Origin of the sequence: Nigerium sp., from assembly GCF_039811905.1 — a bacterium.
GTDB lineage: Bacteria > Actinomycetota > Actinomycetes > Propionibacteriales > Propionibacteriaceae > Propioniciclava.
Map to the genome: position 1 here is coordinate 43,630 of NZ_JBDHZL010000008.1, position 14,003 is coordinate 57,632.

The 14,003-nt window shown below is 71.0% G+C and carries 13 protein-coding genes; 7 read left to right on the forward strand and 6 right to left on the reverse strand.

The window, feature by feature from the left end; translation table 11 throughout:
- Positions 1-32: 32 nt before the first annotated feature.
- Positions 33-1,715, reverse strand: coding sequence for a DUF885 domain-containing protein (locus WMJ97_RS03400; RefSeq protein WP_347347556.1), 1,683 nt, complete (start codon positions 1,713-1,715; stop codon positions 33-35).
- Positions 1,716-2,202: 487 nt separating this feature from the next.
- Here WMJ97_RS03400 and WMJ97_RS03405 point away from each other — a divergent pair, with 487 nt between their 5' ends.
- Complete coding sequence (locus WMJ97_RS03405) at positions 2,203-2,919, forward strand: glycerophosphodiester phosphodiesterase (RefSeq protein ID WP_347347568.1); 717 nt, start codon at positions 2,203-2,205, stop codon at positions 2,917-2,919.
- A gap of 3 nt (positions 2,920-2,922) precedes the next feature.
- Here WMJ97_RS03405 and WMJ97_RS03410 read toward each other — a convergent pair whose 3' ends face one another.
- Positions 2,923-4,530, reverse strand: coding sequence for an AMP-binding protein (locus WMJ97_RS03410; RefSeq protein ID WP_347347557.1), 1,608 nt, complete (start codon positions 4,528-4,530; stop codon positions 2,923-2,925).
- Positions 4,531-4,623: 93 nt separating this feature from the next.
- Between WMJ97_RS03410 and WMJ97_RS03415 the strand changes: the two genes are divergently transcribed.
- The 4 genes from WMJ97_RS03415 (at position 4,624) to WMJ97_RS03430 (ending at position 7,688) form a co-directional block, all read left to right on the forward strand.
- Positions 4,624-5,196 (forward strand): YetF domain-containing protein, encoded by a 573-nt coding sequence (locus WMJ97_RS03415; RefSeq protein ID WP_347347558.1) that lies wholly within the window; start codon positions 4,624-4,626, stop codon positions 5,194-5,196.
- Positions 5,193-6,200, forward strand: a complete 1,008-nt coding sequence (locus WMJ97_RS03420) for a DUF808 domain-containing protein (RefSeq protein WP_347347559.1) — start codon at positions 5,193-5,195, stop codon at positions 6,198-6,200. The genes WMJ97_RS03415 and WMJ97_RS03420 overlap by 4 nt, the downstream gene beginning before the upstream one ends.
- A 10-nt stretch (positions 6,201-6,210) precedes the next feature.
- Complete coding sequence (locus WMJ97_RS03425; RefSeq protein ID WP_347347560.1) at positions 6,211-7,122, forward strand: 1,4-dihydroxy-2-naphthoyl-CoA synthase; 912 nt, start codon at positions 6,211-6,213, stop codon at positions 7,120-7,122.
- Positions 7,123-7,193: 71 nt separating this feature from the next.
- A complete protein-coding gene (locus WMJ97_RS03430; RefSeq protein ID WP_347347561.1) occupies positions 7,194-7,688 on the forward strand; it encodes an NUDIX domain-containing protein in 495 nt (164 codons plus the stop codon).
- A gap of 251 nt (positions 7,689-7,939) precedes the next feature.
- On the opposite strand, the gene WMJ97_RS03435 is transcribed toward WMJ97_RS03430, so the two are convergent.
- On the reverse strand, positions 7,940-8,590 hold the full coding sequence (locus tag WMJ97_RS03435; protein WP_347347562.1) for a GNAT family protein: 651 nt from the start codon (positions 8,588-8,590) through the stop codon (positions 7,940-7,942).
- A 97-nt stretch (positions 8,591-8,687) separates the two neighbouring features.
- Between WMJ97_RS03435 and WMJ97_RS03440 the strand changes: the two genes are divergently transcribed.
- Entirely contained in the window at positions 8,688-9,245 is a 558-nt protein-coding gene (locus WMJ97_RS03440; RefSeq protein WP_347347563.1) for a YbaK/EbsC family protein, read from the forward strand.
- Positions 9,246-9,321: 76 nt separating this feature from the next.
- On the opposite strand, the gene WMJ97_RS03445 is transcribed toward WMJ97_RS03440, so the two are convergent.
- The 3 genes from WMJ97_RS03445 to upp form a co-directional block, all read right to left on the reverse strand.
- A complete protein-coding gene (locus tag WMJ97_RS03445; RefSeq protein WP_347347569.1) occupies positions 9,322-12,354 on the reverse strand; it encodes a glycine--tRNA ligase in 3,033 nt (1,010 codons plus the stop codon).
- Between the two features lie 156 nt (positions 12,355-12,510).
- Positions 12,511-12,750 (reverse strand): hypothetical protein, encoded by a 240-nt coding sequence (locus tag WMJ97_RS03450; protein WP_347347564.1) that lies wholly within the window; start codon positions 12,748-12,750, stop codon positions 12,511-12,513.
- A 102-nt stretch (positions 12,751-12,852) separates the two neighbouring features.
- Positions 12,853-13,494, reverse strand: a complete 642-nt coding sequence (gene upp / locus WMJ97_RS03455) for a uracil phosphoribosyltransferase (RefSeq protein ID WP_347347565.1) — start codon at positions 13,492-13,494, stop codon at positions 12,853-12,855.
- Positions 13,495-13,710: 216 nt separating this feature from the next.
- Between upp and WMJ97_RS03460 the strand changes: the two genes are divergently transcribed.
- Positions 13,711-14,003: hypothetical protein (locus tag WMJ97_RS03460; protein ID WP_347347566.1), on the forward strand; the 293-nt coding region annotated here is incomplete at its 3' end.

A 14,003-nucleotide genomic window follows, 5' to 3' on the forward strand; every position in this document is an offset into this window, starting at 1 on the left:
AGCCCTGGCCGCGTGCCTCCTCGTGAGGCCGCTCAGCCGACGAGGGCCTCGCGGAGGACGTCGAGAGGGAGCGCCCCGAGATTCAGCGCGCGGGTGTGGAAGTCCTTGAGCGAGAACTCCTCGCCGCGGGAGGCGGCGTCGCGCGCGACGGCGTCCCTGATCTGTTCCCAGACGCGCTGGCCGATCTTGTACGACGGCGCCTGCCCCGGCCACGTGAGGTAGCGGTGCAGCTCGAACCGCAAGGACTTCTCCTCCATGGCGACGTTGCTGCGAAGGAGGTTCCAGGCCTTGTCGTAGTCCCAGCGGCCGCCGCCGAAGGAGGCGGGGGCGTCCTTGCGGAGGTGGAAGCCGAGGTCGAGCACCACGCGCGTGGCGCGCAGGCGCTGGCTGTCGAGCAGGCCGAAGCGGTCGCCGTCGTCGTCGAGGTAGCCGAACTCGTCCATCAGCTTCTCGGCGTAGAGCGCCCAGCCCTCGCCGTGACCCGAGACCCAACACGCGAGGCCGCGCCAGAGGTTGAGCTCGGCGGCGTTCTCGACGGCCTGCGCGATCTGGAGGTGATGACCCGGGACGCCCTCGTGGTAGACGGTGGTGCGCTCGCTCCAGGTGGAGAACTCGGTGACGCCGGCGGGCACGGACCACCACATGCGTCCGGGGCGGGAGAAGTCCGCGCTCGGGCCGGTGTAGTAGATGCCTCCGGTCTGGGTGGGGGCGATGCGACATTCGAGGGTGCGCATGCGTTCGGAGATGTCGAAATGGGTGCCGTCGAGCTCGCGAATGGCCTGGTCGGAGACGTGTTGCATCCAGGCTTGGAGGGCGTCCGTGCCGCGGAGGAGGCGAGCGGGGTCGGCGTTCAGGACGGCCACGGCATCGGTGAGGGTCGCGCCGGGCCCGGCGATCGCGGCGGCGAGGGCGTCCTGCTCGGCGGCGATGCGGGCGAGCTCGTCGAGGCCCCAGTCGTAGGTCTCGTCGAGGTCGACGGTGGAACCGACGAAGAGGCGGGAGTAGCGCTGGTAGCGCTCGCGGCCGACCGCCGCGTCCCGCTTGGCCTGCCCGAGGAGCTCGTCGTGGAGGAAGTCCGCAAGCGCCCCGTATGCGTCGGCCGCCGCCCGCGCTCCGCGTTCGAGATCGGCTGCGAGAGCGGGAGCCGGCTCGGAGCCGCCGGGACGGGCGTCGCGCCAGAACGTCGCGAAGAAGGAGTCGGGCTCGGTGGCGAGGATGCGCGCCTGGACGAAGGCGTCCGTGACGCCGAGGCGAGAGGGGAGAAGGCCGCGGTCGGCGCCGACCCGGAGGCATTCCACGTAGCCGGCGATCGCATCGGGCACCTGGGCGAGCCGCGACGCGATGTTGGCCCAGTCGTCCGCGGTCTCGGTGGGCATCAGGTCGAAGATGTCGCGGAACTCTTGGACCGGGCACGCGATGTTCGAGACCGCCCGCAGGTGGTCGCCCGCCTCGTAGGCCTCGATGTCGAGGCCGAGTCGATCGCGCATCGCGGCGACGGTGACGCGGTCGGTGTCGTCGAGCGGGGTGGCGGAGTCGAGGAGGGCGAGCGTCCGACGGTGGAGGTCGGCCTGGGCCGCGTGGCCCGCGGGAGAGTGGTCGCCCATGAGGTGGTCGTGGCCGGGGAGCCCGAGGTCGGTCGCGAGGAGGGGAGACAGCGTCGCGAGCTCGCGCGTGTAGTCGTCGGCGATCTTGTCGATGGGTGTCGGGGCTCTCACCCACGCGAAACTACACGGGCCTTCACGCGCGTTGGGGCGTGCCCGTGACGTCGGGCCGTTCACATTTTCAGTCCCGGAAGCTCGTGTGAAACCCCGCGCGTCCCGTCGGGGTGGGGGAATCGCGGGGTGCCTCGCGGTGACGTCGGCGTGCATGCGCGATGGGCAGAGGCCGGGCTGCTGAGTCGGGTGTCACCAGGGCACCGCTCAACCCGTCTTTGCCCGGGAGGTGGCGCCGGGAGACGCGTCGAGCGGTGTGCTGGTGACAGGGTGCCGAGAACCCGCCGCCCCCCACCGCGACCCGGCGGCGGACCGGCCGCCCACCCGAAACCGGTCCGGCCGACGCCACGCGTCTCGTCCCTCGCGGATCGGGCCCGCAGCCGTCCCTCGATGCCGGTCCCGGTGACCGCGGGGCGAAGAGGGGGTGAACCTTGCGTGGCCCCCCGCGCGGACGGCGGACGGGCGCCGGGAGACTGGCATCGTGACCGACATGACGCAGATCTGGGCTCACCGCGGGGCCAGCGGAGACGCCCCCGAGAACACGCTCCCCGCGATGGAAGAGGCCCTCGAGCAGGGTGCCGACGGCGTCGAACTCGACGTGCAGCTCACCCGGGACGACGAGGTCGTCGTGATCCATGACGAAACGCTCGAGCGCACGACCGACGGCGCCGGGTGGGTGGCCGACCACAGTCTCGAGGAGCTCCGGCGTCTGGACGCCAGCGGTGGCCGCGAAGGGTTCGCCGGGGCGCGCATCCCGCTGCTCCGTGAGGTGCTGGACCTCGTGGCCGGCGCCGGACGCCTCGTCAACATCGAACTCAAGAACAACAAGCTGCGTTACCACGGGCTTGAGGAGCGCGTGCTCCAGATCGTCGCCGAGGCCGGGGCGAAAGATCAGGTGATCCTGTCGTCGTTCAACCACTACTCGCTGCGCCGCATCCTCGGTCTCCGGCCCTCGACCGAGTTGGGTGCCCTCTACTCCGACCCGCTGTTCAAGCCGTGGAAGTACGTCGACAAGCTGGGGGTCGGGGCGATCCATCCACCCATGCGCTGGGCCAACCGGAAGGTCATCGACAAAAGCCAGGAGCGCGGCCTGTCCGTCCACGTCTGGACCGTGAACGCCGAGAAGGACATCCGCGCGATGATCGATCGCGGCGTCGACGCCATCATCACCGACGTACCGCGCCGCGCCCGGAACGTGCGAGGCTGAGGCCTACCTGCCCGACCCCACCAGAGCCGGCAGCTCGCGCCGCAGGATCTTCCCGGCGGCCGAGCGGGGCACCTTCTCGACGAACGTGACGCCTCCGAGTTGCTTGTAGCGGGCCACGGTGCCCGCGACGAACTGGCGCAATTCGCTCCCGGACGCCTCCGCCCCCGGTGCGAGCTGCACGAGGGCGTGGGGCACCTCTTCGCCCGTTTTCGTCCGGACGCCGAGCACCGCCGCGTCCGCCACCGCCGGGTGGGACGCCAGCAGCGCCTCCAACTCCGCCGGCGCGATCTGCATGCCGCGCCGCTTGATCAGCTCCTTGATCCGGTCGACGATCCGGACGACCCCGCGGCTGTCCACCACCACCAGGTCCCCCGTGTGCACCCAGCCGTCGGCGTCGCGCACCGCGTCGGCGTCCGGCACCTCGCCGAGGTAGCCCAGCATCGCGTTCGGCCCGGAGCACCACAGTTCGCCGGGCTCGCTTTCCCCGAACGCCGGCACCGCGACGTCCTCGCCGCTGTCCGGGTCCACCACCCGGAACCGCACGTTCGGGATCGCGGTGCCGATCGTGCCGAGGTCGGGGTCGGGCCAGTCGAGCGGGATGACATGGGTGACCGGCGACAGCTCGGTCATGCCGTACCCCTGGATCACCCGGGCCCCGAGCCTCACCGCGAGCGCGTCACCGACGGCGCCGTCCAGCGGGGCCGCGCCCGAGACGATGAGCTTCACCGAGCTGAGATCGGCCTTGTCGACGGCCGGATGCTTCGCCAGGAACGCCGCCACCGGCGGCACCACGAACAGGATCGCGGGCCGGTGCTTGCTCACGATCCCGAGGAACAGCGCCGGGTCGAACCCGGCCATCGTGTACTGGGTGGCGCGCCGCAGCAGGCCGTAGTTGAGGTTCGTCGTGAGCGCGTAGATGTGCGAGTACGGCAGGAACGCGACCAGGCTCACCTCGTCCCCGAGCGGCGCCAGCACCTCGTTGAACTGCAGCATGTTCGCGACGAGGTTGCGGTGGCTGAGCATCACGGCCTTCGGCAGCCCGGACGTCCCCGACGAAAACGGCAGGCACGCCAGGTGCGTCGCCGGGTCGATGCTGATCTCCGGGGGCGACGGTTCGGTGGCGAGCGCCTCGGCGAACGACCCGCACCCGGACGCCTCCGTGCCGGCCTCGCCCGTCACCAGCACCGCGGACGCCTCCAGCCCGGCCTGCGCCGCCCCCCGGACGACGCGCTCGGCCAGCGCCGGCGCGGTCACGATCATGCGGGCGTCGGTGGTCGTGAGCTGACGCCCGATCTCGGACGCCGTCGCCGCCGCGTTCACCGGCGTCGCCGCCGCGCCCGCCCGGACGATCCCGTGGAAGGCCGACAGGTAGTCGGGGCCGTTCGGCAGGTCGATCGCCACGGCGTCCCCCGGGCCGATACCCCGGGCCGCGAGCCACGTCGCGAAGGCGTCCACGTCGCGCTTCACCTGGCCGAACGTGCGACGCACCCCGGACGCCTCGTCGAGCACGGCGACCTTCGCGGCGTCCGCGTCGGTGAGTCCTTCCCAGAGGAGTTCGTAGAGGCCGATGTCGGGGACGTCGATGTCGGGCAGGGGGCCTCGGTGCTCCATGGGTTCCTCCTCGAGGCGGGGCGTGCGCACACCCTAGCCGGACCGCCCGGCCGGGCGCTCGTCGCGCCGCCGCCAAGCGGGTAGCGTGCCGCCATGAACGTTGACTGGGCCGCGTTGCTCACGGGGATGGACATTCCCCCGGTCGAGAAGATCGTCCGCACGACCGCGGTTTATCTAGGCATTTTGATCTTGGTGCGCCTCGGCGGCAAGCGGCTGCTGGCACAGATGAACAACCTCGACCTGGTGGTCGTCCTGCTGCTCAGCAACGTGGTCCAGAACGCGATCATCGGGCCCGACAACTCGCTGGTGGGCGGAATCCTCGGGGCGGTCGTGCTGGTCGCGGCGAACGCGGTGCTGGACCGGGTGGCCCAGCGCTGGCCCCGGATCGAGCGTCTGCTGGAGGGGGGCCCGACGACGATCATCCGCGACGGCGAGGTCGACAAGGCCGCCCTGGCACGCGTCGGCCTCAGCGTTCACGACCTCAACGCCGGACTCATGAAGTCGGGCGCCGACGGCCCGGCCGAGGTAGAGCTGGCCCAGCTGATCCCCGGCGGCGAGTTGAGCGTCGACCTCAAGCGCGACGAGCAGGCCGCCACCCACGGCGAACTGCGCGACGCGGTCGCTGAAATCAAGGCCTACATCGATGCGCAGGGGGGCAGCCGATGAGCGGGGGGCTGGCCGCTCTGCTGGACGACGTCGCGACGATGGCGAAGATGGCCGCGGCGTCCATCGACGACGTGGGCCTGGCAGCCGGTCGCGCGAGCGCGAAGGCGGCGGGGGTGGTCGTCGACGACACGGCGGTGACGCCGCGGTACGTGCACGGGTTCAAGCCCGAGCGCGAGCTGCCCATGATCCGGCGCATCGCGGTCGGGTCGTTGCGCAACAAGCTCGTGTTCATCCTGCCGGTGGCCCTGCTGCTGAGTCAGTTCGCGCCGTGGGCGCTCACGCCCCTGCTCATGCTCGGCGGGACGTACCTCTGCTTCGAGGGCGCCGAGAAGATCTGGGGCAGCCTCGCCGGCCACCAGGAGGAGACGGAGGAGACGGCGGCCGTCCAAGGCGGCGACGCGGAGGAGAAGATGGTCGCCGGCGCGATCCGGACCGACTTCATCCTCTCCGCCGAGATCATGGTCATCTCGCTGAACGAGGTGGCCGAGTACGAGTTCTGGTTGCGGGCCGCCGCGCTCGTGATCGTCGCGATCGTGATCACCCTGCTCGTCTACGGCGTCGTCGGGCTGATCGTGAAGATGGACGACATCGGTGTCCACCTCGCCGGGCGTCCCTCGCCCGCACTGCAAACATTCGGCCGCGGCCTCGTGAAGGCGATGCCGATCGTGATGAAGGTGCTCTCGACCGTCGGCATCGCGGCGATGCTCTGGGTCGGTGGCCACATCATCCTGGTCGGGGTGAACGAGCTCGGCTGGCACCCGGTGTACGAGTTCGTCCATCACGCCGAGGAGGCCGTCGCCCACGCAGTGCCCGGCGGGCTCGGCGGGTTCCTCGGCTGGCTGGTGAACACGCTGGCGTCCGCGGTGATCGGCCTGGTCGTGGGGGCGATCGTGGTTGGCGTGATGCACCTGATCCCCCACAAGAAGAGGGACGCCCACGGCGCCGGCCGGCCGGCGGCCGAGGGCGACCCGGGGGAGGCGTCCGAGGGCGGAGGTGCCCGGTAGGGTGCCGCACATGGAAGCCAACCCGTTCCGTCCGGAGGTGTGGGAGCCCGTCGCCGGGTTCGAGTTCACCGACATCACCTATCACCGCGCGAAGGACGTTCCGGCGGTCCGGGTGGCGTTCGACCGCCCGGAGGTGCGCAACGCCTTCCGGCCGCACACGGTCGACGAGCTCTTCGCCGCGCTCGATCACGCGCGGCAGTCGGCGGATGTCGGGTGCGTCCTGCTCACGGGCAACGGCCCCTCGCCGAAAGACGGCGGCTGGGCGTTCTGTTCGGGCGGCGACCAGCGCATCAGGGGCCGGTCGGGCTACCAATACGCGGCCGGCGAGACGGCCGAGACCGTCGACGAACGGCGGGCGCTCGCGGAGGGCGGGCGGCTGCACATTCTCGAAGTGCAGCGGCTGATCCGGTTCATGCCGAAGGTCGTGATCGCCCTGGTCAACGGGTGGGCGGCCGGCGGCGGGCACTCGTTGCACGTGGTGAGCGACCTGACGCTGGCGTCCGAGGAGCACGCGCGCTTCAAGCAGACGGACGCCGACGTCGGCAGCTTCGACGCCGGCTTCGGCTCGGCGTACCTCGCGCGGCAGGTGGGGCAGAAGGTGGCGCGGGAGATCTTCTTCCTCGGGGAGACCTACGACGCGCAGCGGGCGTATGAGATGGGAACGGTGAACCGGGTCGTCCGGCACGCCGACCTCGAGGACGTCGGTCTCGAGTGGGCCGCGACGGTGTGCGGCAAGTCGCCCACCGCCCAGCGGATGCTGAAGTTCGCGTTCAACGCGATCGACGACGGCCTGGTCGGGCAGCAGGTGTTCGCCGGCGAGACCACCCGTCTCGCCTACATGACGGACGAGGCGGTCGAGGGGCGCGACTCCTTCCTGGAGAAGCGGCGTCCGGACTGGTCGCGCTTTCCCTACTACTACTGACTCCCTACTACTACTGACGCCGACCGCGAACGGATCGGACTGACGTCGCCCCGGCGTCCTAGAGTGAGGGCGTGGCCAGGGACGAGATCGTGGCGCTGTTCGACGAAACCGGGGCCGTGGTGGGTTCGGCTCCGCGGTGGAAGGTGCGGGGCGAGAACCTGATTCACGGGGCGACCGGTGTGATTGTGCGCGACTCGTCGGGGCGGATCTACGTCCACCGACGCACCGACACCAAGGATGTCTACCCCGGCTACTACGACTTCACGGCGGGCGGGGTGCTGCTGGCGGGGGAGGATCCGCGGGAGGCGGCCGTCCGCGAGGCGTGCGAGGAGCTCGGTGTGGCCGGCGTCGCACTGCGGAGCCTGGGCGAGGGCTTCTACGCCGACGAACACACCCGTTACTACGGGTTCCGCTTTGAATGCGTGTACGACGGGCCGATCCGGCACCAAGCCGAGGAGGTCGCTTGGGGCGCCTGGCTCACGCCCGACGATCTGCGCGCCTGGATCGAGGACCCCGACAAGCCGTTCATGCCCGACGCGCTCGCGTTGCTGGGGCAGTTCGTCTGAGTTCGTTCGCAATGCCCGCCGCGGTGGGCAGAGGGGCTGTTCTGCCCTGGATGTCACCAGCGCACCACTCGATCGGCGTCCCGGAGTGGAGCCGAGCGCGACGAACGCTGTCGACTGGTGTGCTGGTGACACCTGCGCTCTCAGCGACGAGGGCGGTGGTTCGTGATCTCGATCGGACGGCCCGTTCGACGCTTCTCAAGACCGCAGCCTCAGCCAGCGGGTGCCCGGCACCGCGCTGGGTCTTCGCCCTCTCAGCGGGGGACGATGCCGATGAACCGTCGCGCCGCCTCGACGCCCTCGACCGCGATCGGCGGGGCGCCGGTGAAGTCCTCGCGCCGCAACAGCAGCCGCCGGCACTCGGCGCGTTCGCCGCGGCGCGCGTACCAGACGCTTCCGTTGGGGCGATACCCCAGCTTCTCGCTCACCCGCAGCGACGCGGCGTTGTCGACGAAGGCCGACGAGGTGACGTACTCGAACCCGAGATGACCGAACAAGAAGGCCACCCATGCCCGGCGCATCGCGGTGCCGATGCCGCGGCCGTGAAAACGACGTCCCACCCACGAGCCGGTCTCGCCTCCGCGGGTCACGAGGAAGTCGCGCGTCGTGACGCCCTGGACGCCGACGACCTCGCCCTCCCACACCGCGGCGAGGTCGATGGACCAGGCGGCGGGCGTCCAGTCGGTGACGTGCCGCGACCACCATTGCAGGTAGTTGAGGGGCAGTTCGTCGGCGGGCGCGTCCGTCCAGGGGAAGCTGAACGGCATCGTCGCGGGGTCGTGGACGCCGTCGCGCACCACGTCCAGGAGAGCGAGCATCTCGGGTTCGCCGATGCCCCGAAGCTCCAGCGGCCCGCTGGTGATGCGCAGGCCGCGCGGGGGGAAGATCTCCGGGATCGACGTCACGGCTCCATTGAACCCCAACGGTGCAGCGAGCGGCGCGGGGATGCCTCGCCGTGGGGCCGCCGCGTCACGGGTGGTGCCCTTGTGACAAGGTGGGAGCATGAGCCAGCAGCTGTTGAACTCCGGCGTCGCCGGACGTCTCGAGCCTCTGCCCGCCGCCGACCACCCGGAGTTGCTCGCCCCGCCGGTGGGCGACGCGATCCGCTCGCTCGACCTCGACGCCTATGTCGCCGCCATCGACCCCGAGTACGCCGACACCGAGAACCTGTGCGCGCATTACGACGTGCCGCTGGACGCCTCGATCAACGCGGTGGTCGTGCGCGGGACGCGCGCGGGGGTCGAGAAGCACGTTGTCTGCATGACGCCCGCCGACCGTCGCGTGGACGTGAACGGCCTCGTCCGGAAGAAGTTGAACGCGCGGAAGGCGTCCTTCGCCCCCATGGACTACGCCGTCGACGCCACCGGGATGGAGTACGGCGGAATCACGCCGGTCGGCGTCCCGGAGGACTGGCCGATCTGGGTGGACGCCGCCGCCGCGGACGTCCCGTGGGTGTGCATCGGTTCGGGCATCCGTGGGTCGAAGTTGTTCCTGCCCGGGGCGGATCTCCTCAAGCTGCCGGGAGCCGAGCGCGTCGACGATCTCGCCCGCCCGAACTGAGGCACGGCTTCGCCTGGGGGCGTGTGACGTTCTCCACCTCAGAGGGTGGAAAACGTCAGGTAGAAACGCCCACGGGTCAGAGCTCGGCATCCACCGCCGCGTAGTCCAGCCCGGCGGGCGCGAGTTCCCGGACGGACGCCAGCAGCCCCAGCCTCGCCGCCTTCACCTCGGGGTCGGGGTCATTCACGAGCACCTTGTCGAAGAAGGTGTTGATCGCCTCGACGAGCGGTCCCGACGAGGCGGCGAAGGCGGCCAGCGATCCCGCGTGCCCGACCTCGGACGCCTCCCGCGCCAGTTCCTTCTCCTCCGGCAACGCGAGCCGCGCCTCATCCAGGCCCGGCTCCACTCCCTCGGGGACGATCCGGTCGATCCGCACGAGCGCCTCCACCAGCGGCTGCAGCCCGGCCTCCCCGGACGCCTGCCGCAGGTCGTCCAACAGCGCCGCCACAGCCCCCGGAACGTCCATGCTGGGCTCCACCGCCGCCACCTGGCCCACGGTCAGCCCCTCGTCGCGCATGAGCTGCCCGAACCGGCCGAGCACGAACTCGCCGGCGGCGGCCAGCGTCTCGTCATCGACGGCGACGCCCTCGGCGCGGTAGCGCTCGCCGGCGGCGGCCAGCACGTCGGACACCCGCACCGCCGCCAGCGCCGGCACCTCCCGCAGGATGCGCACGAGCCCGAGTGCCGCGCGCCGCAGCCCGAACGGATCCGACGACCCGGTCGGCCGGGCGCCGACGGCGAACATGCCGACCAGCAGGTCCGCGCGGTCGGCGGCGGCGAGCAGCGCGCCGACGGTCGACGCCGGCACCTCATCGGACGCCGTCCGCGGCTTCTCCGTCTCCACGAGCGCCTGCGCGACCTCGGGCGTCTCGCCGCGCCGCGCCGCGTATTCTCCGGCGACGAAGCCCGCCAGCGACGACATCTCCACCACGAGCTGGGTGGCGAGGTCGAACTTCGTGAGCTCCCCGGCGCGCGTCAACGTCGTGCGCTCGGCGTCCGACACCTCGACCCGCCCGGCCAGCGCCGCGGCGACGTCGGCGATGCGCCGCGCCCGCTTGCCGACCGAGCCCAGCTTGTTCTCGAACATCAGGTTCTCGAGGCCCGGCACGAACAAGTCCACGCGCTCGGTCTTGAGGTCGGCGTTCCAGAAGAACAGCGCGTCCTCGAACCGCGCCCGGACGACCGCCTCGTTGCCCCGCGCGACCAGGTCGTCGTCGCAGAGCCCGTTCGCGACGGTCACGAAGGCCGGCATGAGCGCGCCGGAGGCGTCGTACAGCGGCAGATACCGCTGGTGCTTGCGCATCACCGTGGTGAGGATCTGCGCGGGCAGTTCCAGGTAGCGCTCGTCGAAGCGACCCAGCACGGCGTGCGGGTCTTCGACCAGGTTGGTGATCTCGTCCACCAGGGCCGACTCGCCCTCGAAGTCGATCGTGCCGCCCACCCCGGACGCCAGCGCCTCGGCCTGCTCGACCACGGCGGACCGCCGCTGACCGGTGAACACCTCGATGGATCCGGCGCCGATGGTCGGCAGCAACTCGTCGGCGGAGGGGACGTCCACATGCCCCACGAGCGCGCCGTCGGAGCGGCGGCCGCCGGTCATGCCCGCGGTCACGCGCTGCAGGTACGTGGTGCGACCGGCGACGACGTCGGAGATCCGCGCCGGCACCACCGCGTCGCCCCACAGGGCCACCAGCCACCGGATCGCCCGGCTGAACGACAACTCGGGGTCGCGCCAGCGCATGTTCTTCTCGGCGCGCAGCCCGGCGACGACGTCCTCGACGATGGACGCCGCGACGTCCAGCACGTGCCGCCCGGCGATCGCGATGCGGACGGCCGCGTGCTCGTTCCCGCCGAACTCGGCCTTCACGATCTCGTCGACGCCGACGCCCTGGCCCCGCATGAAGCCGGCGAGGGCCTTCGTCGGGTTGCCGTCGGCGTCGAACGCGGCCTGCCAGCGCGGGCCCTTCTTGAGTTGCTCGGCATCGGGCTCCACGGCGGACACGGCGTCCACGAGGGCGACGATGCGCCGGGGCGTGCCGTCGACGGTGATCTCTCCGTGCGTGAGGCGCGTCGCGCCGAGCTTCTCGGTGAGCGCCGCCCGGACGGCCTCGATCGTCTGCCCGACGACATGCGGCGGCAGCTCCTCGAGGCCGATCTCGAGCGCGAGCGTGCGCGGCTCGTCGCCGAGCCCCGCCCGGTCGGACGCCTCCGGCTCGGCCACCTCGTCGGTGACCTGCTTCAGCAGCGGGAAGCCCTGCTCTTCGCGCCGCTCGATCCACAGCGTCGCGGTCTCGCGCATGAGCCGGCGCATCGTCGCGAACGCCTTGGCGCGCTCGGTCGTGGAGATGGCGCCGCGGGCGTCCAGCACGTTGAACGCGTGCGACGACTTCAGGATGTAGGTGTGCGCCGGCACGGGCAGCCGCGCCTCGACCATGCGGGTCGCCTCGGAGACGTACGCCTCGTACAGCGTGCGGTTCGTCTCGACGTCGGCGTCGTCGAGGTAGTAGCGGCTCATCTCGTACTCGGACTGGCCGAACGCCTCGCCGTAGGTGATCTCGGTGCCGTCGGGCGCCAGGCTGTAGACGATGTTCTTGAAGTGCGTCGCCCCCTGGACGGCCATGATGATGCGCTCGACGCCGTACGTCAGCTCCACCGGGATCGGGTCGAGGTTGTGCCCGCCGACCTGCTGGAAGTAGGTGAACTGCGTGATCTCCATGCCGTCGAGCCAGACCTCCCAGCCCAGGCCCCACGCGCCGATGGCCGGCTGCGCCCAGTTGTCTTCCACGAACCGGACGTCGTGCGCCGCCAGGTCGATGCCGAGCGCCTCGAGGCTGCCGAGGTAGAGCTCCTGCGGGTCGCCGGGCTCGGGCTTCAGGATCACCTGGAACTGCGTATGTGTCTGCAACCGGTTCGGGTTCTCCCCGTACCGGGAGTCGTCGGGACGCACCGACGGCTCGACGTACGCCACGTCCCACGGCTCGGGGCCGAGCACGCGCAGCACCGTGGCGGGGTTCATCGTGCCGGCGCCCACCTCCGTGTTGAAAGGCTGGACGACCAGGCAGCCCCGGCTGGTCCAGTAGTCGTTGAGGCGTCGAAGGGCATCTTGCATCGTCAGCACCCCGACAGCATATCGAGGCCGCGACGAGCCCCTCGACCGCGATCAGACCCCCGGACGCCGCCGCGGGGGCGCGCCCGCGCGGGGCACCGGCCGACCGGCCGGACGCCCCGGGCGGGCGAGCGTCACCCCCGCATCAGGCCGGACGCCTCAGGCGCGACCCTCCGCGGACGCCTCGTCGGCCAGCATGTTCGCCGCCTTCTCGTCGGTCGTCTCGCCGGCCTGGCCGCTGAGGTCGGCTTGGCCCGACGAGATGTCGTCTTCAGCCTTGCTCTCGTCGCGCGAGCCCTGGGCGGCCTCGGCGTCAGCCTGGGTCTCGACGCCCTCGGCGTCGAGCTGGCCCTCGACCTCTTCGGCGGGGTTCGGCTGGTTGGTGTCGTTGTCAGGCATGGTTCCTCCTCGGACGCGTTGCTGTGGAAGACGACGCTAGCGGCGGCGTCCGACAAAAAAACCACCCGGAGGAGTCTTTCCACCCGCCCGGGTGTGCCCTCGCTACTGCGCGAGCCCGTAGAGGCGGTCGCCGGCGTCGCCCAAGCCGGGGACGATGTAGCCCACGTCGTTCAGCCGCTCGTCGACGGCCGCGACGACGAGCGTGCACGGGACGCCGATCGGGTCGACGAGCTTGCGCATGTTCTCGATGCCCTCGGGGGCGGCGAGCAGGCAGATGCACGTGACGTCGTCGGCGCCGCGGTCGACGAGGAACTGCACCGTGCCGCCCAGCGATCCGCCCGTGGCGAGCATGGGATCGAGGACGTAGCACTGGCGTCCGGACAGATCCTTCGGCAGTCGCTCGGCGTAGGTGAACGGCTGCAGGGTCTCCTCGTCGCGCACCATGCCGACGAACCCGACCTCCGCCGACGGGATCAGCCGCATCATGCCGTCGAGCATGCCCAGCCCGGCGCGCAGGATCGGCACGACCAGCGGCCGCGGCAGGCTCAGATGGACGCCGCGGGCGGGCGCGACGGGCGTCACCACATCGTGGGGCTCGACCCGGACGCGCCGCGTCGCCTCGTAGGCGAGCAGCGTGACGAGCTCGGCGACCAGGTTGCGAAAGGTGGGGGAGTCGGTGTTGACGTCGCGCAGCAGCGAGACCTTGTGTGCGACCAGAGGGTGATCGACATCGATGAGTTCCACGGGGTCAGCTTCCCACATGCGTTGCGCGCGTGACATGGGAGTCCGGCCGTCCGGACGCCGGGGCGGAGGCCGGGCCGACGCCGTGTCTGACGCCGGGTCGTCGGCGTCCCACACGGGCGGGGGTGGCGGCGGGTTGGGGGCCCGGCCAGGATGCGAAGTCCGCGTGTGTTCTGCCCCAGAACCTGACACGATGGGAGCCGACGAGAAGGAGTGGTGATGAGCGGACGCGACGAGGACCTCGAAGCCCAGTTGGCCGACCACGGTGACGACCGCCCGGGGATCGACGATCTCGAGGGCGACGACTTCAGCGCGCTCCAGATCGACGATGACGATGAGCTCGACGACGACCTCGACGATGAGGACGACGACGACGAGGATGACGAAGACCTCGATGACGACGCCGATGACGATCTCGAGGACGACGACGAAGAAGACGAGGATGACGAGGAGGACGACGACTACCCCGAGGATGCGACGGAGGAAGACATCGACCTCGTCGTCGCCCTCTA

Bases quoted from the DNA above. Each gene is read 5' to 3' on its own strand.
- WMJ97_RS03405 (WP_347347568.1), top strand. From the start codon at position 2,203: ATGACGCAGATCTGGGCTCACCGCGGGGCCAGCGGAGACGCCCCCGAG.
- WMJ97_RS03410 (WP_347347557.1), bottom strand. From the start codon at position 4,530: ATGGAGCACCGAGGCCCCCTGCCCGACATCGACGTCCCCGACATCGGC.
- WMJ97_RS03415 (WP_347347558.1), top strand. From the start codon at position 4,624: ATGAACGTTGACTGGGCCGCGTTGCTCACGGGGATGGACATTCCCCCG.
- WMJ97_RS03420 (WP_347347559.1), top strand. From the start codon at position 5,193: ATGAGCGGGGGGCTGGCCGCTCTGCTGGACGACGTCGCGACGATGGCG.
- WMJ97_RS03425 (WP_347347560.1), top strand. From the start codon at position 6,211: ATGGAAGCCAACCCGTTCCGTCCGGAGGTGTGGGAGCCCGTCGCCGGG.
- WMJ97_RS03440 (WP_347347563.1), top strand. From the start codon at position 8,688: ATGAGCCAGCAGCTGTTGAACTCCGGCGTCGCCGGACGTCTCGAGCCT.
- WMJ97_RS03445 (WP_347347569.1), bottom strand. From the start codon at position 12,354: ATGCAAGATGCCCTTCGACGCCTCAACGACTACTGGACCAGCCGGGGC.
- WMJ97_RS03450 (WP_347347564.1), bottom strand. From the start codon at position 12,750: ATGCCTGACAACGACACCAACCAGCCGAACCCCGCCGAAGAGGTCGAG.